Source organism: Undibacterium paludis (genome assembly GCF_022568815.1).
GTDB lineage: Bacteria > Pseudomonadota > Gammaproteobacteria > Burkholderiales > Burkholderiaceae_D > Undibacterium.
In genome coordinates, this window is the sequence record NZ_JAKZHX010000012.1 from 37,713 (window position 1) to 59,519 (window position 21,807).

The following is a 21,807-nucleotide window of genomic DNA, read 5'->3' on the forward strand; positions in this document are numbered from 1 at the left end:
ACAAAAAACGCCGCAAATACATGCGGCGTTCTGGGCAGGCCTGGCTCTCGGTACATGGTGTCAGAGATGCGTTTTCCAGTAACGGGCGTCATCACGGATTTCGCTGATTTGCTCGGTCGTCAGGTCATTGCTGACCAGTTCGCGGCTATCCATCGCCATGCTGCCCACCTTGGCGCTGGCCTTGAGCAAATAATGGTAACCGGTCAGCATGTCACGCTCTACACCGTCACCGCGCAGATAACGCAGACCCATTTGAAATTGTGCTGTAGACAAACCTTGTTTCGCTGCAAGAAATTCCCAGCGGGCAGCCTGGTCGGCGCTTTGCTCCACTCCTTCGCCGTCCTGGTAGGCCAGTGCCAGATGATGCTGGGCGCTGGCATTGCCCTGTTGTGCAGCCTGCTGATACCAGAACACCGCTTCTTCGGGATTGGCATCCACCCCTTTGCCGGTGGCATACATATAGCCCAGTGCCAGTTGCGCCGATGTCAGACCCTGCATGGCTGAGCGACGGAACAGGGTAAACGCCTGGCCTTCGTCAACTTCCACACCTTCACCGGTCAGGTAGAGTATGCCCAGGTTGGCCTGCGCACCGGCATGGCCCTGGTCAGCAGCCTGTTCCAGCCAGTAGGCGGCCTCCTGCAGGTTTTGCATATCGGTGTCCGCTTCGAGGTACAGCAGGCCCAGCATGTTTTGTGCCTGGGTATCACCGAGCAGGGCCCAACGCCTGACTTGCATTTCATCATCAAAATCATCGTCACCCAGAGCAGAAGCGCAGGACAACATGATCGTCAATACTACGAACAGATGCCGCCATTTTTTCATTTTATCCTCAGCTGTCTCACCGCATGGATCATGATGCTACGCCTGTAATACTGCCATGGTGTTTCCCGCCTGTTGGTTTAGGTAACAAAATGTAGCGCCAGGTCTGCCTTTGTAAGCAAAGGGAGGTAAACTACACGGGCTTACCATTCTCTTACCATTCTTTTGACCAGCCTTGAAAGTGGACCGTCGTGACCCAGCATAAAAAGCTACGCATAGGATTAATTGCCAACCGCGCCCACCAGGATGCGCCCAATTCGGCACTGGTACAACTATTACATGGCGCCGGCCCGGCTCTCCAGCATCTGCAGGCAGAAATGGTGATCGTCGGACGTACACTGGACGCCATTATTTCGCATGGCTTAATGGAAAGCTGCCCCAAAGTGGAGCGGTTTCCCTATGGCCGTGATGGCGGTCTGATGAAACTGGTGTCGCGGGTCGTAGACAATGATCCGGCGCGTGCTGTCGACGCCGTGATTTATCTGATTGACCCGGTCGATCATTCATCGATTTTCCCTGAAGCCCAGGCCCTGAAACGGCAATGTGTGATACACCGCAAACCCTTCCTGGCCACCCTGGCCAGTGCGCGCGAATGGCTGGAGCTGGAAGCCATGGCGGCAGGCGCCGCCATAGACAATAAATTGAACACCAGCTTCGATTTGGCCAATGAAGGCATTGCCCTGATTGCTCATGATGCGATGAAAGACAGCATGCTGGCCATGGCAGAAAAACATTTCGACCTGCTTGATCATTTTGCCCACCGTTATGCCACCGGCACCACCGGCGGCCTGCTCAACCGGCTGGCGCAAAAAATCAAGGGAGAAGAGGCTGGAAGAAACTGGGTGCAACCCTATCTGTCCGGCCCGCTCGGCGGTGATGCACAACTGGCCGAACTGGTGCTGGACAGGCAGATACGACGCATACTGTTTCTCGAAGATCCGCATGTGGCACGCCAGCATGAAGCAGATATACAATTGCTGGAAAGAGCGGCCCGCACTGTCACTGATTTTTCACAGGTCACGAGTGAAATCAGCAGTGCCGACCGCTGGTTGACTCTGCTGGCAGGGCGTGTGGCTGCCAGCAGTCAGGTCTAGTGAATCAGGCGACCGTTGCTGTCGTTGTTGCGGCTGGTAAAGCTGGTACAGCGGCCGGTTGACCGGACAAGCGCTTCAATCTTTCCAGCGTGGTTTCGCCGCTGGTATCGGCCTGCGCCACGGATTTGCGGATGGCGTCGATCTCGGCTGCCTGATCTATCGGTTTTTGCGCAATGTCGGCAACAATGCGCAAACCTGCTGCTTCATTGCTGACTGTTTGCGCCCGGCGTGTCAGGGCATTCAATGCGCTTGAATGGCTGGCCATGCTCGACAGGCTGCTCAATTGTTCCTGACGATCCATACGCAATTGCTGCAAGTCTTTTTGCGCTTTGGCCGCTGCCAGATTTTGCAAGGCTTTTTTCGCCGCTGCATCAAAGTCGGCAAGTTGTTTGGAGAAGGCATCGACGATTTTCTGCAATTCGTCCATGTATTCTTTGGCATCCGCTTCTTCCTGCAATTCCAGCGGCAGACGTGCCTTGTTGGCTTCGAGTTCATCGCAGAACAGGCTGACCGTCGCTTCAGAAATCTTGCCAGCAGCCAGACGATCTGCCAGGGTTGCGGAGGCTTTTTCATCGTTGGCGATCAGCTCACGCAAACGTACGACGTCACCATGTTCCTTGTCGAAAGAAGAACGTGCTGCCGCCAGTTTTTGTGCGGTTTCACGCAAGGCGGCAGCCAGTCTGTCACGGTCTGCTTCGGTTGCCGTTTCCGGATCAAAATTGGCGATGGCTTCAGAAATTTTGTCGCCGAGAGCGCCAAAATGTTTGGAAATCAAACGTGCGGTCAGGCCCCAGCCATTCATGTTGCTCATGTTACTTCCTTTCAGTGTGTGACGCGGTAAATTTGGTTGGTCTTGCTTTGGTTTCAGTAATACAGGTGTTGCTAGTGCTGCGTAAGTCCGGTGCTATTGCACCAGTAGCCTTTCCGCCTCCAGTGGCAGGGCAATCATAAAATCGACATGGATGTCGCGTACTCTGCCATCGCCATCCCTGCTTCTTAAAGTCTCTGTGCTGATCAGTAATAATTCAGTCTGGTCACCTGCTTCATTAAGTTTTCTGCGATAGGGCATGAATACCACTTCCTGCTGCAGGCCATGCTGGCCGGCCGCGTCGTCAATGCGGGTTTCCACACCTTTGAAGGGGGCGACAAATTCCTGCGCAGGGTCACCGGCATCGCGTTCATAAGTCAGGCTGTCGGCATCGGCAAATACACTGTCGAGCGTGGCGTCATCCCAGCCTATCTCAGCCAGTTGTTCACGCCACAGGCTGTAGCTGCGGTCCCCCAGACCGGCGCCGTTCTCGCCCAAGAAAGCTTGCTGGTCTTCCACTGTTTCAGGTATCAGCCGGGTCAGGTGGCTGCAATACAGCAGTTCCTGCAATTCATTATTGGCGTCGCAATACAACTGTATAAACTTTTCGCCACCATCGGCATCGCGGTTCAGGTAATAGCGATACATCTTGCCGCTGATAGGCAGTTGTACGCGGCTGATGGCGACGATGCGAGTCTCGGCCTCATCCGGCATGGCAATCAGTGAGCCCTGACTGATTGCCCGTATCAGCGGTGTTTTCTGCAGGTTGACCACACTGCCTATGCGTGCTGCCAGTGGCAGGGCGGCATCCTGCCTGCCATTTTCGGCATGCATGTCGCGCGGGTTTTGTTCGTCCTTGTCGAGCTTGCCGAATATTTTTCCTACGTATTGATAGGCATCTTTCCAGGCCATGATATTAATTTCCTCCCAAACTATAATGAGCTGCTTTTTCTTGCTGACTGCTGCGATTCATCCGACGCCATATCTTGTGGCCCACCCAGGCAAAGCCGCCTATGATCAAACTCCACAGCGCCAGTCTCAGCAACTTCCAGCCCAGACCTTCTTCCTGTACAGAAGCCGCTGCTGTCCTGGTCTTGTCTTTCAAGACAGCGCCGGTCTCTGCTGCGTCATTCTGTTTCTGTTTTGACAAACCAAGGTCACTGCCAGTTGCTTCTGTATCTGACCCTATCGCTGGCTTGCCATCATTGCTGACACCGCCGCCCTGACCTGATACCGTGCCACCGTTGTTGCTGCCGCTACCGCTCTGATTGGCGATGGGTTCCAGTTGTCCATGCCTGGATTCAGCAGCCTGGGGATGGCTCATCATGCCGCCCAGCATGAAACCGACGATAGCGGCAGGCAAAATGCCGCTGCTTTTTTGCACAACGACAGGCGCAGGTGCCGACATCGGCGCTGCAGCGACTGCTGGCGCTGCTGACGGCACTGGCGGGGGCATGCCAGTCGCTGCAGTAGTTTGCGTATTGCCATTGCCATATCCGCCTGGTCTGCCAAACTGGTTATTGCTGGCATTCGCAGTTTGACTGTTGGCCTGCCTGCGTGCATCCATGCTTTTCTGGGCGTTTGCCTGCGCCTGGCTCTTTTCCAGGTCACGGTTCAGTGCAGAGTCACTCTTCCTGCCGGCAGCCGGTTTGCTGGTATTAAAACTGCCAAAGCCGGTGCTGGATGACTTGGATGGAGCAGGCTTGCTGACATTTTTTTGCGAAGAGAAACCGCCGCGAAATCCGCCCGATGAACCTGAAGGGCGTGAACCCGCATACGACAGGCCGGACGACAAAGGCAGGGCGATTGCCAGCAATATCACGATTAACTTGTTATTCAGTCTGTTCATGGTTTCATCTATAGAAATATTATTAAGCTCTCTGTACAATCCCTCATCGCTTGATGGATGTCATCATAGTGAGCAAAAACACAAAGTTCATCGGTAATAAATCAGAGGTTTCACCATGACACGCAAATATTCAGATATGAATCAACATGACGCCTTGTACAAAATAGCGCGCGCCTATCCTGGCGGTTTGGAAGCATTGGCAATAAAAATAGGGGTGTCAGTGAATGTCTTGCGGAATAAACTGGCACCGGGCATAGAGTCTCACTACCCGTCTTTTGAAGAGCTGTCAGTGATTGTTGAGCATTGCCATGAAGCCGGTGTCAAGGATGCCCACCTGCCCCTGCACGCCTTATTGAGCAGGCATGGCATGGCGGCCTTTGTCATCCCCGAACCCAATGAAGTCAGCGAAGACGATTTGTCGCAAACCGTGTGCCGCGTCATGAGCCGTGTTGGTGATGTGGCAGAAGCGGTATCAACGGCCTTGCTGGATGGTGTCATCACCGACGCCGAAGCTGACCTGATAGAACGGGAATTCCAGAGTGCCCTGACGGTGCTGGGAGAATGGCGCGCCCGTATACGGGCTCACCACAGGCAAAAGGACTAATGTTTTATTGCCGCCTGTTCCAGGAAATTCACTATCCTGGGCCAGCCCATCTTGCGCGCCAGGTCCAACGCTGATTCGCCTTTGGGATTGCGGGCCAGGGGGTCGGCGCCATGTTTGACCAGCAAAGTCACCGGCGCCAGATTGCCTGCCAGGGCGTCTCTTTGCAACAGGGTCCAGCCGAACTCATCAACACTGCTGGCAAAAGCCGGTTGCTCTGCCAGACCCTGATCCATCTTTTCTGCCATGTTTTCGCTCATGGGATGTTCAGGCAACTCATCGTGCTCAACAGCGGCAGGGCTGCTTTTTTTGGCAAACAGGCTCGACAGGAAACCCTGCTTTTCCTTGTCAGCAGCGGGTACCACCCTTACTTCGCCAGGCTTGCCGAATTCCAGCCCCCAGGCCTGGTCATGTTCGGCCCGCTCGACTGCCGACATGTTGGTGCGCATCACGTCAATACTGTAACCGCCATACACCTGGCCATTGATGGTGTACATCCAGTCGCCAATCTCTGCCAGCGCCACAGTCACTGGGGCACCGGCACTGATGCTGTCGAACCACTGTGGATTATTCAGCAGCACACCACTGATGTCATCGCCATCAAACTGCAGTTCGCCCACCCACATGTGTTCGACCTCGGGACCATCCTCGCTGAGACCTGTAGGGAAGGCCACCTTGACCGCCGCCATACCAAGGCCTGGGATAATGCGCCGGTACTCCCAGGACAGTTCGCGCCACAGATACTTGAAAGTCTTGCGCGCCTGCTGTGCAGCTGCAGACATGGCCGGGCTATCACCTTCGAACATCAACACTTTTGCTTCGCTCATGGGTATGACCTCAAAAATAGAATGACTGTAGCTGAATCAGACTGACAAACAGGGAAGCGGGGAATTTCGTTTCAAATGATACAAGTCCTTACTGCCATTGCATAACGGGTAACCCCGTATTCCCAGTCTGTAATCAGGCACACGGCGACCATTTGGTCCCTGCCAGGGAAATTTGATATGGTTAAATAATTGAGCAAATGGGCAGTAAATTAGTGATGCGTACATAGTTGAAATTTTTGCCCAGCAGCATTTCTTTCGCTGCACTACAATGATGGTCTGCCTCAACCTCCAGCCGCCATCATCATGTCCACAGAAACCACGAGCCAGCGCCCCTCATCGCTGGCGGATATCTATATCTCTTTCACCCTGCTGGCATTACAGGGTTTTGGCGGGGTACTGGCAGTTGTACAGCGTGAACTGGTTGAGCGCAAACGCTGGCTGACGATGGAAGAATTTGTCGAAGACTGGGCTGTCGCCCAGATCCTGCCCGGCCCGAATGTGGTGAATCTGTCACTGATGATAGGCCACCGTTATTTTGGCCTGCCCGGTGCGATGGCGGCACTGGCTGGCATGTTGTCCATCCCTTTGCTGATCGTGTTGATGCTGGCCATCGTGTATGCCCAGTTCGCCCAATACCCGCAAGTGGTTGGCGCTCTGCGCGGCATGGGTGCCGTGACTGCCGGCCTGATCATCGCTACTGCGCTCAAACTGGTGCCTGCATTAAAGAATAATCCCCTGGGCAGGACCACGGCCCTGCTGTTCAGCGCCCTCTGTTTTACCGGCATCGCCCTGCTGCGCCTGCCGCTTGCCTACATTCTGCTGGCGCTGGGCACGGTGACTTGCCTGCTGACTTACCGGAGGCTGAAATGACACCTGATGTCCTGCATACCGGTCTGCACATCAGCCTGGACTGGAACGACTGGCTGCAACTCTTCATGCATTACATGATGCTGTCGCTGCTTTCGGTAGGCGGCGCCATTTCAACCCTGCCAGACATGCACCGCTACCTGGTCAGCCAGAATGGCTGGCTGACCGATGCGCAGTTCAATGCCTCGGTTTCGATCGCCCAGGCAGCGCCGGGACCGAATGTGTTGTTCATTGCCCTGATGGGCTGGAATGTAGGCATGAACGCCGGTGGCATGTGGGCCGGCCTGCTTGGCGTTTTCATCACCATGACGGGCATCATGCTGCCCAGCACTACGCTGACCTATATGGCAGCCAGCTGGGGCCATGCCAACCGGGAACTGCGTAGCGTACGCGCCTTCAAGCTGGGCATGGCGCCTATCGTGATTGGCCTGCTGCTGGCCACTGGCTGGATCATGGCAGCTTCGCACAACCAGGCCAGCAAGGACTGGCCACTGTGGCTGCTGACGCTGGTATGCGTGCTGGTGGTCTGGCGCACCCGCCTGCATTTGCTGTGGCTGCTGGCGGCGGGTGCCACCCTTGGCTGGTTCGGCCTGATCTGAAGCCCTGCTCAGACAAAACCCAGATTGCGCGCACTGACATTGTAATTCTTCAGGTTGGGCAAGATACTCAGCAGATCCGTATCTGATACACCGAGCCATTTGCCCAATGTGGCGGCATACTGGTCCACCGACGTGGTCGGCAACAGACGTCCCTGACCAACATCATCATCGCCGCCATTGGCCACCAGTGGCGCGGTACCGTAATAACGCTTGCCATTCACCGCGCCGCCCAGCATGAAATGCATGCTGCCCCAGCCATGGTCAGAGCCATCGTTATTGCCCGTTAAAGTACGGCCAAAATCCGATGCGGTAAAACTGGTGACCTTGTTGGCAACACCAAGCTCTACGGTCGCGTTGTAAAAGGATGTCAATGCGTCAGCCACACTGCTCAACAAACCGGGATGGGTGGACAAGAGACCATCATGGGTATCGAAGCCGCCCATGGAAACAAAAAATACCTGGCGTTTTGCGCCCAGGGCGCTGGCGGCAGAAATCATGCGTGCCACCATTTTCAATTGCTGTGCCAGGTCATTGGTCGCCGTAAAGGGCGTGCTGATATTGGGTGCTCCGGCCAGTGCTGTCGTCAGGGCAGCATTGGCATCGATGGAACGACGGGTGACGCGGGTATATTCATTCTCGAACAGGTGCGGCCTGGACTGAGTAATCAGGCTTTGCAGGGCTGCTGAACACGAAGCAGAACCAAACAAGGGCGTCTGTAAGCCATTGAAAGGAACGGAGCCATTGGTCGATACCTGGTATTGCACCGCAGTGTTCCCTGACAGGTAGACCGCATTACCCGATACATTGACGCAGGTGAAGGTAGCGTTGCCATTACCGGCTTCAAACAGGTCCCCCATGCGGCCACCCCAGCCGGATGTCGCCCCTTCTGCCGCCGAAGACTGCCAGAACGATTGCTGGTCATTGTGCGAAAACAGTTTTGGGGGCAGGGGGACGATCTTGTTGCCGTATTCAAGCTTGCTGGTTGGTTGAATCAGGGTACCGACGTTGAGCAGAACACCCATTTTGCCAGCATTGAAGATCGGCAGCAGAGGAGCCAGTTCCGGCGCTAGTGCATACTGATGACTGACGCCATTGCGGTCAACCGGCACCGCCATGGGATCGAGCACCGTGCCTGTCAGTTTGTCGCGTGCATAGGCCAGGGTAGGGCGCAGCTGGGCATAGGCATTGTAGTTGGGGCTGTCATATGGCACCAGGGTATTGGCATAGTCATTGCCGCCGTATAAGAACACACAGACGATGGCTTTGTAGTCGTCCGCATTGGCTGCTGAAGCCTCTGCCATGGCAGCCAGATTAAGAGCCCATGGCGTCGCAGCGCCGGCGATGGACAAGGCTGAAGCGCGCTGCAAAAATGCGCGACGTGATGCATTGATATTCTTTGAATTATTCATTATTTACTCCCTGTAAACTGCACAATGAACTGCGGGAAAATTATCTGACCTGACTTGTCGCGCTTATTTATTTGAGCACAATGAATTCCGGTGCAGCCAGCACCAGGGTCAGCGCAGCATAAATACGCTGCTTGCGGCGATTGTCGGTGCCTGAAGGCATGCTGTTGACCGCATTCACCAGGTTTTGCAGATTGCTGCTGCCTATCTGGCCTGCGGCCAGCACCAGGTTCAGTTCCGCCAGCAAAGCTGCTGCGTTATCTGCCAGCGGCATCAGGCTGCTGTAATCAGCGCTTACATCGCTGATGCCGTTACTGACGGCTTTCTGCATGTAATTGACATAACCAACGACTGACGATTCATTGGTGATCTGGAATTCAGGAGCGACCAGATTGGCCTGTGCAATGGCACTGTTCGGCGGCACATAACCAGGGCGGAAATAATTGAAGACCGATGGTGAACGCAGCGGGCTCTGTCCCAATCTGGTGGCCGGGTCGCTGGTCGTGCCGATATTCCATAAATCACTGGAGGCAGTTGCATTGAAAGCCCTGGCCCAGCCAAGAAAACGCAGCATGGGTTCACGCAGTTTGCCAAATGCAGCGGCAGCAGGATTGCTGCCGATACGTGCCTCATCATCGAGCAGGATGGCTTTGACGACAGCCTTCAGGTTACCCTTGCTGCCACTGCCGTCATTATTGAAAACCGTCGCCACTCTGGCTACATAAGCCGGGGAGGGATTGCTGGTCACCAGTCGTTGTATCAACTGGCGGCTGATGAAAGGCGCAACATTCGCGTGGGCATAGATGATATCGAGCGCCGCATTAAGGGAGTCAGGTCCATTCAGGCCGGCCGGCACAGTCTTGCCTAAAAATGTTGACGCACCGGTCTCATGCTTGATGGCAACCTGCGTCATGGGACGACGCATGAAATCAGGGTTATCAGCCTTGCCACCGGCCAGGTCGAAATCCCAACCGGTAAATATCCTGGCCAGACCAGTGATGTCATCCAGACCATAAGTCTCGGCCGGTTTGCCATCGACCATTTGCGGTGTAGCATCAAGATTGAGTTTGATCAGGCCTATGCTGAACAATTGCATGATTTCACGGGCATAGTTTTCATCAGGATAAGCACCCGACAAAACGTCATACCTGGTGTTGCCACGGAAGGTCAGGTATTCACCCATGGCCGGACTGGTCGATACCTTGTACAGGAGATCACGGTAATTACCAAAGCAGTTGGCTTCAAGCATGTCCAGATAAGCAGCCGCAGCAAAAGCCTTCCAGCCACCACCGATCAGGCCATCAACAGAAATCACGATGATTTCTGACAGCGCCAGCGTGACGCGTTGGCGCAGGGTATCCGGGGAGCTGATCAGCTTGCGCCAGGCTGTTGAATCAAAACCAGCCTGGGTATTGCGATAGGTGCTGGCATTGAGTCCCTTGGACACCAGCCAGTCCCAGCGACTGCCATTGCCGGGCAAGCTGAATTGCTCGTCCAGCCAGCCGGCATAACCCAGGGCCTGCACGCGGGCGATGGCAGCGCGGTTTGCGCCCATGGAAGCCTGCGCCAGAAAGCGCGCAGCTTCGACATCCGATATACTGGCAGCCGGTGCTGGGGCAGGAGGGGCTGCAGCAGGACTGGTCACTGCATTATCTGCCGACTGGTTGCTACCACTGCCGCCACAGGCACTGAGCAAAGTTGCAGATGCCAGGGCGGCTGCAGTCAGGCCGGCTGGTTTATCAAGTACATCGGTATCGCCGCCGTCTGGATTGTCCAGATCAAGCAATTGTTCTTCCATATCAACCCCCTAGTGTGAATGAGTGTGAACGAGTGACCGTCATCAATCGCAGCCGGTATTTGCTTTTGCGGCTGCGTTCAAGTTCCCACAATAGGACAGGCATGTATCGCTACCATTACCGATTTGTAAGTAGTTGTCATGATATGTGAAGATTTTCCTTACATTTTCTTCAAAAATGCTGAGTTATCAGCATGCGGAAAGCGAATAAGCGGGCATCATTTGTTACACTTTCGGTTTTACGGGAATCGCCTGTGCAGGTGAATTTCCTCTCCAGACAATCTTTGTTACAGGGAGGCACCTTAGTTGAGGTATGCTTGCCACCTTGAAATTGAGCACACCGGTTCATAAAGTCCATGAAGTTGAGCATAGAAGCACCAGAAAATGAAGCTACCCTGCCGGGTGAGGTTCATTTGCATATCCGGTTTCGCCCTGCGAATATGTTTGGCATTTTGCTGGCGTTGCTTGTACATGCGGTCCTGCTGTATTTTCTGTTAAGCATGCACGTGGTCAACAAGAAAAAAGGTGAGAACGCTGGCGCCAATGCGCCGCTGGTCCTGCTGATGGACAGGACTGCACAGCCCAAACAGGCGACTGCTCCCAAAAAGCAGCCGACAAAATCAACGCCCGTGCGCATTCCACCTTCAAGAAATGCGATCACGCAACCGAAATTGCCTCCTCTGGTTGAAAGCAAATCACCGGTCCCGCCACCCGAACCGCCGCCACAAGTCAATGCGCCGCCCGAAATGGACATGATGGCCTCGGTGAACGCGGCACGCGAACGCCGCCGTGCTGCGGATGAAGCCGCCGCACAGGAAAATGAGGGTGCCCGTCAGGCGGGTCGCGGCATGTCACCACAAGAGATCGCCGAAGCAAATGTGCGCCGTAGCATGCAACAGGCCAATGGACGTGGCGGCAGCGGTGTCTTTCAGTTGATCAGCACCAGTACCCGTATGGCAACTTTCTCCTTCCATGGCTGGAATACCCGTGCCATTGCCTCTGGCAGGAAGCAGTTCTTTGAAGTAGACGCCGGACTGGGTGGCGATGTCCATCTCGCCGTGGTGCGCCGCATGATAGAAATCATACGTATGGAATACCAGGGCGATTTCAACTGGGAATCACAACGCCTGGGCCGCGTCGTGCGCCTGTCGGCCCGCGTTGCCGATAGTGCCGAACTGGAAAATTTCTTGCTGAAAGAATTTTTCAAGTAATCAGCGAACCCAGGTCTGCCCCCGCAAACCCCGGGACAAAAACCCCCAGATGGCTGTCACTGCCTGCGGCCACAATCTGGTGCTTGCCTGCTTGATATGCAACTCACCCGCTTGCAAGGCATGCAACTGTATCCAGCCACCATACTCCACCTGATGCACCGTGCCGGCAGTCAGGGTGGTGTCGGCCTGCCATGCCACACCTTCCAGAAATTGCGGTGCGATCATCAATTGCAGACAGCCGCTTTTCAGGTACAGGCTGCTGCCCGCCCGTAACAGATATTGCAGGTTCTGGTCCTTGTTGAATCTGCTGACATACATGACTTGGCTCCTGAAAAAAGTAGTTTTCAGGATAAATCGCCAGCACAACTCCGCACAGACACAGAAAAAAGCTATCTGTATCGCATCAGACAAGTCAATTATTATCTGTTACTGTACGTTTGCTGCTCAACTGTATCTGTGCAGTCAAGGGGGTCTTGGCCTATCGTTCAGATAAGCCTGAAAGATTTGCCAATCCCTGCCAGCCTGACAATATAGATTATGCAAACCCAACCTCTTTACCGGCAACTGGCCGACCACTACCTCAATGCCATCCGCTGCGGTACGCTCAAGCTAGGCGACCGCATGCCTTCCGTACGCAAACTGATGCAGGTTCACGGTGTCAGCCTGTCAACGGCCTTGCAGTTATGCCGCCAGCTGGAAACCGAAGGGTGGCTGGAAGCACGGCCACGCTCAGGCTATTTCGTCCGCCAGCCACGCCGCGTCAGACTGGTACCGGCACAGGAGCCGGCGATAGGCAAGATCATCGATCCGGCCCAGTTTGTCGGCATCCATGAGCGTGTCTCGGAAATCATTGCCCAGGGCCAAAGACTCATCAAATGCAACCTGGCGCGGGCCACTGGTGCGCAGGCTTTGTATCCGCATGAGCAATTGCGCAGCCTGACGGTTGCCACCTTGCGTCGCTACCCGGAATTACTGACCAAGCCTATTTCGCCCGGCGGCAACCGCGAATTAAAAGCGGCACTGGCCAAACGTGCCCTCGACTCCGGTATCAGCGCCGCCCCCGAACAAGTGATCGTCACCAATGGCTGCATAGAAGCGCTGAACCTGGCACTACGCGCAGTTGCCCAGGCAGGTGATGTGATTGCGGTGGAATCGCCAACCTTTTATGGCCTGCTACAAGTGCTGGAAAGCCTGGGCATGAAGGCACTGGAAATACCGACCAGCCCCAGTACCGGCATTTCTGTCGAAGCACTGGAACTGGCCATGCGCACCTATGACAATATCAAGGCCGTGGTGGTAGTGCCACATCTGCAGAATCCGCTGGGCAGCATCATGCCTGACCAGCACAAGCAAAAACTGGTTGCCTTATGTGAAGCACAACATATCCCGCTGATCGAAGATGACTCGTATAGTGCACTGGCCGATGGTGACAAGATACCTACCGCATTGAAGCATTGGGATCATAGCGGCAACGTGATTTTTTGCGCCTCGGTCCACAAGATCCTGGCACCCGGCATGCGGGTGGGCTGGATACTGGCGGGTCGCTGGCAGGAGAGGGTGAACATGCTGAAATATGCGCACACGCGTTACAACGAAGAATTATCGCAAATCGTCACGGCAAATTTTTTGTTGTCTTCAGCCTACGACAGACACCTGCGGAAACTACGTACTACCCTGGCAGCGCAAAGAGAGAAGATGGCTGAAGCAATCGCCACTTATTTCCCTGAAGGCACGCGTGTGACCATGCCAGCCGGTGGTGTTTCATTGTGGATAGAAATGCCGCCACAGACTTCTTCCAAGGCTGTTTTTACTGCTGCGCTGGAGCACAGCATACTGATTTCACCAGGGCTTTTGTACTCCAATTCAAATCGTTTTGATCATTTCCTGCGCTTGAATTGCGGCATGCCATATTCACAGGATATCGACGACGCCATGCGTTTGCTGGGCCGTATCATCCATCACCAGGCGGCAATAAAACCATCCGTAGCCCAGCATATTGCTGCATAAATATTAGGCACTGTGGAAAGCCACAATTGTGAGTGTCTCAGGCATTTTCCATAATGGGCACATGACGGAAACAAATTCCGCAATGTGCTCGCCAGCCTGATTTTTCAAATGAGCGAGATTCCCCACCATCCAATGGAGACCAAGGATGAAAGCTCAAGCCTTCTACAAGTCCCTGTATTTTCAAGTCATCACCGCCATTATCTGCGGTGTGATACTCGGCCATTTCTACCCTGAATCCGGCGCAGCCATGAAGCCGCTTGGTGATGCCTTCATCAAGCTGATCAAGATGATGATCGCACCGATTATTTTCTGTACCGTCGTGGTTGGTATCGCCGGTATGGAAGACATGAAAAAAGTCGGCAAGACCGGTGGCATGGCGCTGCTCTATTTTGAAGTTGTCAGTACACTGGCGCTGATCATCGGCCTGATCATTGTCAATGTGGTGCAACCAGGTGCCGGCATGCATGTCGACGTCACCACGCTTGATACCAAGGGTGTAGCTGCCTTTGCCGGTCCTGGCAAGATGCAGACCACGACAGAATTCCTGATGGCTATCATCCCGACCACGTTTACCGATGCCTTTGCCAAAGGTGAAATCCTGCAAGTCTTGCTGATCTCCATCTTCTTTGGTTTTGCCCTGCATCGTTTTGGCGGTCGCGGCACCCTGGTGTTTGATCTGGTGGAAAAATTCTCTCACGTGCTGTTTGTCATCGTCGGTTACATCATGAAAGCAGCCCCTGTCGGCGCCTTTGGTGCGATGGCTTTCACCATTGGCAAATACGGCGTAGGTTCCCTTGTTCAACTAGGCTTTCTGATGGGAACCTTCTATGCCACCTGCCTGATCTTCATCTTTGTCGTGCTGGGGACGATTGCCAAATTCCACGGTTTCAGCATCTGGAAGTTCATCAAGTACATCAAGGAAGAATTGCTGATCGTACTCGGTACTTCTTCATCTGAATCGGTGCTGCCACGCATGATGGCAAAACTGGAAAATCTCGGTGTGAAAAAATCCGTGGTCGGCCTGGTGATTCCTACCGGGTACTCTTTCAATCTTGACGGCACGTCAATTTACCTGACCATGGCTGCGGTCTTCATCGCCCAGGCAACCGACACACCGATGACACTGATGCAGCAAGTCACACTGCTGGCAGTATTGCTGCTGACATCGAAGGGGGCAGCAGGTATCACCGGCAGCGGCTTCATCGTGCTGGCAGCCACGCTGTCTGCCGTCGGTGGTGTACCGGTTGCGGGCCTGGCCCTGATCCTTGGCATAGACCGTTTCATGTCAGAAGCACGGGCACTGACCAACCTGATCGGTAACGGTGTTGCTACCATCGTGGTTGGCAAATGGGGCAATGACCTTGATATCGTCAAAATGCAGAAACGCCTGAACAATGAATCAATAGAAGAAGCAGAAAAACCGGAAATGGTGCTCGATCAGGCGCCATTGCATGTCGCAGTACGTCAGTAAGCTGCCACTATGTCTTGAAAAAAAAAGCGGACTGATGTCCGCTTTTTTTTGCTTGCCACTAACGGCCTGACTTATTGATCAACGCGCTTCAGGTAACGCAGTGCCAGCATCAGGGACGTCAGTTGTACCGTCGCCGCCAGGAAGAAAGGCGCGCCCAGCAGGATACTGCCTTTCGGAATATGGCTGACCTGTCCGACCAGGGACGTGCCTATCAATGTCGCGCATACGCTCATGATACTGGCCAGTGCAGTCAGCGAACCCATTGCCAGCCCCTGTGAACGGGCATCAACAGCACGCGAAAAAAATCCCTGCAAGGTAGGGCCGGTGGCGAATGCCAGTACATTACACAGTATCAGTACATACATCATCCAGCCCTGGCTGGCCAGACCGTACATGGTCAGGGCCACGGTCGACGATGCCAGGCCTATCAGTACCGCGTTGGCGTCACCGACACGCTTGATATAACGGCCCAGGAAAACCCCTTGCATGATCACACTGGAGACACCGACCATGAACAGGGACAGGCCATTTTGCATCGGTGTCCAGCCAAACCTGAGCTCTGTCGACAATACCCAGGTTGTCTGCAAAGTGAATTGGGCAAACATCGTCAATGCATACACCCAGACCAGGGAACCAACATCGCGCAGATGGGCCAGGCCCTTGAGACCGGCAAAAGGGTTGGCTGCTGCCAGATGGAAATTCTTGCGATGATTGGCAGGCAGTGATTCCGGCAAAGAAAAATATCCGTACATGACATTACCGAGCGACACCGCAGCCGCCAGATAAAACGGATAATGAATATGCGCCTCACCCAGCACACCACCGATGACAGGGCCACAAATAAAACCCAGGCCGAACATGGCGCCTATCTTGCCCAGCGCCCGGCTGCGGTTTTCCGGACTGGAGACATCAGCGATATAAGCATTCGCCACCGACAGGTTGCCGGCAGTAATACCGCCGATAGCCCGCACGACCAGCATCCAGTAGATATTGCTCACCTGCGTGAGCAATAAAAAATTCAGGCCCAGGCCAAATACGCAAGTCAGCAATACAGGCCGGCGGCCATAGCGATCGCTGAGCGCTCCTATCATGGGGGCAAAGATGAATTGCATCACCCCGTACACTGCCACGATAGCCCCATACCAGTAGGCCTGACTGTCTGCCTGCAGGGTATAGCTGGCCACCAGTCTGGGCAGGACGGGAATGATCAGGCCTATGCCAAGGATGTCGAGAAAAACCGTGATCAGTACAAAACGTACGTTGGTAGGCAATACCGGTGCTGCCGGGGCCAGCTGCTCAGAACTACTCATATCTGGACACTTTCTTGCGAAAAGATCAAAGCCCAATAGTATATGATTACAGCTAAGCACATCCGCAACGAGAATAATATGGCCCTGTTTGACCATTTCCTGATCCTAGCCTTGCTGGTCGCCATCAGCGCTTTCTTTTCCATGTCCGAGATTTCCCTGGCCGCCGCGCGCAAGGTCAAGCTTCAGATACTGGAAGGCGAGGGGGAACTGCGCGCCACCAGGGTATTGGCCCTGCAACAGGAGCCGGGGCATTTTTTTACCGTCGTGCAGATTGCCCTCAATGCCGTTGCCATACTCGGCGGTATTCTCGGTGAACAGGCGCTGACGCCGTATATTTCAAAAGTGTTTGTCTCTGTCTTTGGACTCGTCGGCTGGGTAGAAACGGTCAGTTTTGTCACCTCCTTCCTGTTTGTCACCTCCCTGTTCATCCTGTTTGCCGATTTGCTGCCAAAAAAAATTGCCATGATTTCACCAGAAACCGTGGCCATGCTGGTAGTCAGCCCGATACTCTTGTGTGTGCGTCTGTTCAAACCTCTGGTCTGGGTCTTCAATGGTCTGTCCAACCTGATCCTGCGCCTGCTGAACCTGCCCACCGCCCGGAATGAACAGATCACCTCGGATGAAATCTATGCCATGGTCGACGCCGGTGCACAAGCCGGCGTATTGCTGGAAAGTGAACACCACATGATAGGCAATGTGTTTGAGCTGGAAAGTCGCACCGTGCCCTCGGCCATGTCGCAGCGTGATAGCATTGTCTACTTTACCCTGCAGGACAGCGATGTCGTCATCAGGCAAAAGATTGCCGAACATCCACATACCAAGTTCCTGGTCTGTGATGGCAACATCGACAATGTCGTTGGCTACGTGGAATCCAAGGATATCCTGAAGCGGGTATTGACCAACCAGGCTTTCACCAAGGTACAGGAATTATCGATACGTACCGCCCTGGCCGTGCCGGATTCACTGACCCTGTCGGAAATGCTGGAACAGTTCAAGGGCACCCGTGAAGACTTTGCCGTGATCTTCAATGAATATGCGCTGGTTGTCGGTGTCATCACCCTCAATGATGTGCTGAGTACCCTGATGGGCAACCTGGTGCATCCCTTCCTCGAAGACCAGATAGTCCAGCGTGACGCCAACTCCTGGCTGATAGACGGGGCCACGACCATAGAAGATGTTTGCCGTGCGCTTGACATAGACAGCTTGCCTGAGCAGGACAGCTATGAGACCATTGCCGGTTTCATGATGACCATGTTGAAGAGAATCCCCAAGCGCACGGATTTTGTCATGGTCGGACACTATAAATTCGAAGTGGTCGATATCGACCATTACCGGATTGATCAATTGCTGGTGGTCCGTACCGATGTCACGGATACCACATCGGCCTAATTTTTATCAGCGAACCAGCTGTTCGCGCTTTTGTTTTTCAGGATTTTCATGTTGCATGCTTGTGGAGTAGATTTTGGCACCTCGAACTCAACTGTGGGCTGGCATACGCCAGATCGTCCCGCGCTATTAGCCCTGGAAGGGGACAAAGTCACTTTGCCGTCCGTGGTGTTCTTCAATGCGGAAGATGATGAAATCACTTACGGCAGGGCTGCTCTGAGCAATTACCTGGCCGGCTATGAAGGCCGCCTGATGCGCTCGATGAAAAGCCTGCTTGGCACCAGCCTGATGGATGGCCAGACAGAAGTGCAGGGCAAGGCCATATCATTTCGCCAACTGCTGGCGCAATTCATCAGTGAACTGAAACGCCGGGCAGAAAAATCTGCGGGCTGTCATTTCAGCCAGGCAGTGCTGGGCCGCCCTGTACATTTCATTGATGATGACAGCAAGGCTGATCAACTGGCGCAAAACACACTGGAAGAAATCGCCCATGCGGCCGGGTTCAAGGAAGTGCACTTCCAGTTCGAGCCCATTGCCGCCGCCTTTGATTATGAATCACGTATCAGCAAGGAAGAACTGGTACTGATCGCCGATATTGGCGGCGGTACTTCGGATTTTTCCCTGGTGCGACTGTCACCCCAGCGCATCAACCGCCTGGACCGCAAGGACGATATCCTCGGTAATGGCGGCGTCCATATAGGCGGTACCGATTTCGACAAATACCTCAGTCTTACCCATGTCATGCCCTTACTGGGCCTGGGCGGCAGACTGGGCTCGCAAATCGAAGTGCCATCAAGCTATTACTTCAACCTGGCTACCTGGCATACGATCAACCTGGTGTATACCCAGAAAATCTGGCGCGAATTACAAGAAGTCTATCGCGACATCAATACACCCGACTTGCGCCAGCGCTTCGAGCGCCTGCTCAACCTGGTGGAAGAACGCGACGGCCACTGGCTGGCCATCAAGTCGGAAGAAGCAAAAATCCTCTTGTCTGATCAGGCGGCCATCAGTCTGCCGCTCGAGCGACTGCGTAGCAAACAGCCAAGTGCAGTCTGTCAGCTAGAGCTGGACCAGGATGGCATGCAAACCTCCATCAACCACCTGACCGGCCAGATCGGCGAAACCGTCAAAGCCGTACTGCAAGCGGCCAGTGTTCGCCCGGAGCAGGTCGATACCGTGTTTTTTACCGGCGGCTCCAGCGGCGTGCGTGGTCTGCGCCAGCAGATCGCCAGCATCGTGCCAGCCGCTGCCAAAGTGGAAGGCGATCTGTTTGGCAGCATAGGCGCAGGCCTGGGCATGGATGCCAGCCGCCGCTTTGCCTGATTGCCAAGTTGTAAGCCTGCTGTAAAGACGGACTAATATATTTCACTTAAAGTCACAATGTTTTTGCCCGCGCTGCGGGCAGGCGGGCTTACGGACACTAAACTTAAACTATACTGATGGCAGCAATTGCAGGCTTTTCTAACCGGAGAAGGCATGTCAAGTGAACACGATGAGGATGAGCTTTTTATCGTTGAAGATACCGAAGATGTATCGACGGCCAGTCAACATGCCCGTAGCTGGAAGATCGCCATCGTTGACGATGACGATGATGTGCACAAGACCACCCGTTTTGCATTGCAGTACGTCCAGATACTGAACCGTCCCCTGGAATTCATCCACACTTATTCCAAAGACGAGACACGCCGGGTCTTTGCCACCGAAAGTGATATCGCTGTCATCCTGCTCGATGTCGTCATGGAAACCGAACATGCCGGCCTGGAACTGGTCAGTTACATCCGTGATGAACTTGGCTGGGGCGACACCCGTATCATCCTGCGCACCGGCCAGCCCGGCTATGCGCCCGAAGAAGAGGCGATACGCGACTACGACATCAATGACTATAAAACCAAGAACGAACTGACACGCAAGAAACTGCTGACCTCGCTGACAGCGGCCATACGCTCCTATGAACAGATTCGCACCATTGACGCCAGTCGCCGTGGCCTGCACCAGATCATCAACTCCAGCGCCGCTTTTACGTTTGAACATGGGATTCAGGCTTTTGCCAGCGGCGTGATAACCCAGATCGCTGCACTGTGCGGGGTTCCCCCCGAGGGCCTGCTCTGTGCTCAGGGCGAACTGTGTGACAACGATGACGAAGAAACACCACAGGTTTTCAATGTGATCGCCTCGGCCGGGCATTACAGCAATCTGATGAACTGCCCCATAGAAGACATACACGACGCCGGTGTCAGGGAAGCACTGAGGTATGCGCTGACCAGGCGTGAACCGCTGTTTACCGAACACAGCATGACCCTGTATTTTTCCGGCCGTGGTAATCGCCCGCTGGCCGCCTATATAGATCTGCCTTACTCGCTGACAGAGATCAACCGCAACCTGCTCGAAGTGTTTTGCTCGAATCTTGGCGTCTGCCTCGACAATCTTAACCTGGTCAACCAGCTCAAGAACCATGCCTATCGCGACCAGTTATTGAAATTGCCAAACCGGCTGAAGTTCATAGAACAGATCAGCACCGTCCTGCAGGAAAAACGGCAGGATCAAATGGTGGCGCTGATCGATATCGATGATTTTGCCGAAATCAATGATGTGCTTGGCCATCACTATGGCGACCTGATTTTGAAAGCCGTCACTGACAGGCTGCGTGAGCAGCTTGGCGAAGGCGTCTTTTTTGCGCGCATTTCCGGTGATGTATTTGGCCTGCTCGGAGACAAGGATTTGCTCGACCCGGAGATACTGAGACAGTTGTTTATCGACCCCTTCAGCATAGGCAATACGGCACATGCCGTATCCATGTCGGTAGGCATGGTGGCCCTGGAAGGTTATGAAGGTGACGGTGCCGAACCACTGAAAGACGCCAGCATTGCCTTGAAGCGCAGTAAAATCCATCAGCGTGGCAGCTATACCCTGTTCACCCGCAGCATGGGCATAGAAATACGTGAGCGCGCCACGCTGATGCAGCATTTACACAAGGCCTTTGACGCCGAGCGCCTGTTTCTCATGTACCAGCCACAGATAGACCTCGAAACCGGCCAGTTCACCGGCCTGGAAGCACTGATACGCTGGCGTACCGATGAGGGGGTGCTGATACCGCCGAATGACTTCATCCCCCTGGCTGAGTACTCCGGCCTGATCATCAGCCTCGGTGCCTGGGTATTGCGGACTGCCTGTTTCATGATGGTCAAACTGCAAAAAGCCGGCATCGCTCCGCAACGCATGGGCGTCAACGTCTCGGTCGTGCAATTCCGCCAGGATGATTTTATCGAGATCGTGGAAAATGCCCTGAAAGATACCGGCTTGTCACCCCGGTATCTGGAACTGGAAATCACCGAATCGGTCACCATGAGCAGCGCCATGCTGTTTGAAACACGGCTCGCCAGATTGAAAGAACTCGGTATCAAAATTGCCATTGATGATTTCGGGACCGGTTTTTCTTCGCTCAGCTACCTCGATAAATTGCCAGTGGACAGATTGAAGATAGACCGCGCCTTCGTCAACCAGATTGATACCCCGGAAGGGCCACGGATCGCCGAACTGATCACCCAGCTTGGCAAGAAGCTCGGCCTGCAGGTCATTGCAGAAGGGGTGGAGCATGAAGTCCACTGGAAAACCCTGGCAGCCATGGGTTGCCATGAAGGTCAGGGCTTTTATATAGGCCGGCCCATGCTGGAAGAAAATCTGGAGGAGTGGATCAACAAGCGCAAATAAGCTGGACAAACAAATTGCCCGACCTGGCAATTAAAACCAGGCCGGG

At 54.2% G+C, this 21,807-nt stretch carries 19 protein-coding genes; 10 read left to right on the top strand and 9 right to left on the bottom strand.

Features of this window, described 5'->3' with window-relative positions:
* Positions 1–60: 60 nt before the first annotated feature.
* Positions 61–822, bottom strand: a complete 762-nt coding sequence (locus tag LZ463_RS20150) for a tetratricopeptide repeat protein (RefSeq protein ID WP_241457780.1) — start codon at positions 820–822, stop codon at positions 61–63.
* Positions 823–1,010: 188 nt separating this feature from the next.
* Here LZ463_RS20150 and LZ463_RS20155 point away from each other — a divergent pair, with 188 nt between their 5' ends.
* A complete protein-coding gene (locus tag LZ463_RS20155; protein ID WP_241457782.1) occupies positions 1,011–1,913 on the top strand; it encodes a methylglyoxal synthase in 903 nt (300 codons plus the stop codon).
* Between the two features lie 4 nt (positions 1,914–1,917).
* Here the strand turns inward: LZ463_RS20155 and LZ463_RS20160 are convergent, their stop codons facing one another.
* From LZ463_RS20160 to LZ463_RS20170, 3 genes are all read right to left on the bottom strand, one after another.
* Positions 1,918–2,724 carry a hypothetical protein gene (locus LZ463_RS20160; RefSeq protein ID WP_241457784.1) on the bottom strand — a complete coding sequence of 269 codons (807 nt, stop codon included), beginning with the start codon at positions 2,722–2,724 and terminating at the stop codon, positions 1,918–1,920.
* 93 nt (positions 2,725–2,817) lie between these two features.
* Positions 2,818–3,633, bottom strand: coding sequence for a DUF2491 family protein (locus LZ463_RS20165; RefSeq protein WP_241457786.1), 816 nt, complete (start codon positions 3,631–3,633; stop codon positions 2,818–2,820).
* A gap of 4 nt (positions 3,634–3,637) precedes the next feature.
* The gene (locus LZ463_RS20170) at positions 3,638–4,570 is read right to left on the bottom strand and encodes a hypothetical protein (protein WP_241457788.1); all 933 of its coding nucleotides are present in this window, start codon (positions 4,568–4,570) and stop codon (positions 3,638–3,640) included.
* Between the two features lie 115 nt (positions 4,571–4,685).
* Between LZ463_RS20170 and LZ463_RS20175 the strand changes: the two genes are divergently transcribed.
* Positions 4,686–5,174 (top strand): phage regulatory CII family protein, encoded by a 489-nt coding sequence (locus LZ463_RS20175; RefSeq protein ID WP_241457790.1) that lies wholly within the window; start codon positions 4,686–4,688, stop codon positions 5,172–5,174.
* On the opposite strand, the gene LZ463_RS20180 is transcribed toward LZ463_RS20175, so the two are convergent.
* Complete coding sequence (locus LZ463_RS20180) at positions 5,171–5,998, bottom strand: DUF2314 domain-containing protein (protein WP_241457792.1); 828 nt, start codon at positions 5,996–5,998, stop codon at positions 5,171–5,173. The two genes, LZ463_RS20175 and LZ463_RS20180, sit on opposite strands and share 4 nt — an antisense overlap.
* Positions 5,999–6,301: 303 nt before the next feature.
* Between LZ463_RS20180 and LZ463_RS20185 the strand changes: the two genes are divergently transcribed.
* Entirely contained in the window at positions 6,302–6,868 is a 567-nt protein-coding gene (locus LZ463_RS20185; protein ID WP_241457794.1) for a chromate transporter, read from the top strand.
* Positions 6,865–7,464: a chromate transporter gene (locus LZ463_RS20190; RefSeq protein WP_241457796.1), complete on the top strand. Its 600-nt coding sequence runs from the start codon at positions 6,865–6,867 to the stop codon at positions 7,462–7,464. Before LZ463_RS20185 ends, LZ463_RS20190 begins: the two co-directional genes overlap by 4 nt.
* A gap of 8 nt (positions 7,465–7,472) precedes the next feature.
* Here LZ463_RS20190 and LZ463_RS20195 read toward each other — a convergent pair whose 3' ends face one another.
* Positions 7,473–8,873: a DUF1501 domain-containing protein gene (locus LZ463_RS20195; RefSeq protein ID WP_241457798.1), complete on the bottom strand. Its 1,401-nt coding sequence runs from the start codon at positions 8,871–8,873 to the stop codon at positions 7,473–7,475.
* A gap of 67 nt (positions 8,874–8,940) precedes the next feature.
* Positions 8,941–10,668, bottom strand: a complete 1,728-nt coding sequence (locus LZ463_RS20200; protein ID WP_241457800.1) for a DUF1800 domain-containing protein — start codon at positions 10,666–10,668, stop codon at positions 8,941–8,943.
* A gap of 353 nt (positions 10,669–11,021) precedes the next feature.
* Here LZ463_RS20200 and LZ463_RS20205 point away from each other — a divergent pair, with 353 nt between their 5' ends.
* A complete protein-coding gene (locus LZ463_RS20205; protein WP_241457802.1) occupies positions 11,022–11,876 on the top strand; it encodes a hypothetical protein in 855 nt (284 codons plus the stop codon).
* Here the strand turns inward: LZ463_RS20205 and LZ463_RS20210 are convergent, their stop codons facing one another.
* Positions 11,877–12,194, bottom strand: a complete 318-nt coding sequence (locus LZ463_RS20210) for a hypothetical protein (RefSeq protein ID WP_241457804.1) — start codon at positions 12,192–12,194, stop codon at positions 11,877–11,879.
* A gap of 219 nt (positions 12,195–12,413) precedes the next feature.
* On the opposite strand from LZ463_RS20210, the gene LZ463_RS20215 reads away from it, so the two are divergent.
* Both LZ463_RS20215 and LZ463_RS20220 read left to right on the top strand, forming a co-directional pair.
* Complete coding sequence (locus LZ463_RS20215) at positions 12,414–13,883, top strand: aminotransferase-like domain-containing protein (RefSeq protein WP_241457806.1); 1,470 nt, start codon at positions 12,414–12,416, stop codon at positions 13,881–13,883.
* Positions 13,884–14,028: 145 nt separating this feature from the next.
* A complete protein-coding gene (locus tag LZ463_RS20220) occupies positions 14,029–15,354 on the top strand; it encodes a dicarboxylate/amino acid:cation symporter (RefSeq protein WP_241457808.1) in 1,326 nt (441 codons plus the stop codon).
* 71 nt (positions 15,355–15,425) lie between these two features.
* Here the strand turns inward: LZ463_RS20220 and LZ463_RS20225 are convergent, their stop codons facing one another.
* Positions 15,426–16,664, bottom strand: a complete 1,239-nt coding sequence (locus LZ463_RS20225; RefSeq protein WP_241457810.1) for an MFS transporter — start codon at positions 16,662–16,664, stop codon at positions 15,426–15,428.
* A gap of 42 nt (positions 16,665–16,706) precedes the next feature.
* On the opposite strand from LZ463_RS20225, the gene paeA reads away from it, so the two are divergent.
* The 3 genes from paeA to LZ463_RS20240 all read left to right on the top strand — a co-directional run bounded on the left by paeA (position 16,707) and on the right by LZ463_RS20240 (position 21,761).
* The gene (gene paeA / locus LZ463_RS20230; RefSeq protein ID WP_241457812.1) at positions 16,707–18,053 is read left to right on the top strand and encodes a polyamine export protein PaeA; all 1,347 of its coding nucleotides are present in this window, start codon (positions 16,707–16,709) and stop codon (positions 18,051–18,053) included.
* 48 nt (positions 18,054–18,101) lie between these two features.
* Positions 18,102–19,376 (top strand): Hsp70 family protein, encoded by a 1,275-nt coding sequence (locus tag LZ463_RS20235; protein WP_241457814.1) that lies wholly within the window; start codon positions 18,102–18,104, stop codon positions 19,374–19,376.
* A gap of 153 nt (positions 19,377–19,529) precedes the next feature.
* A complete protein-coding gene (locus LZ463_RS20240; RefSeq protein WP_241457816.1) occupies positions 19,530–21,761 on the top strand; it encodes a GGDEF/EAL domain-containing response regulator in 2,232 nt (743 codons plus the stop codon).
* The last annotated feature ends 46 nt before the right edge of the window (positions 21,762–21,807 follow it).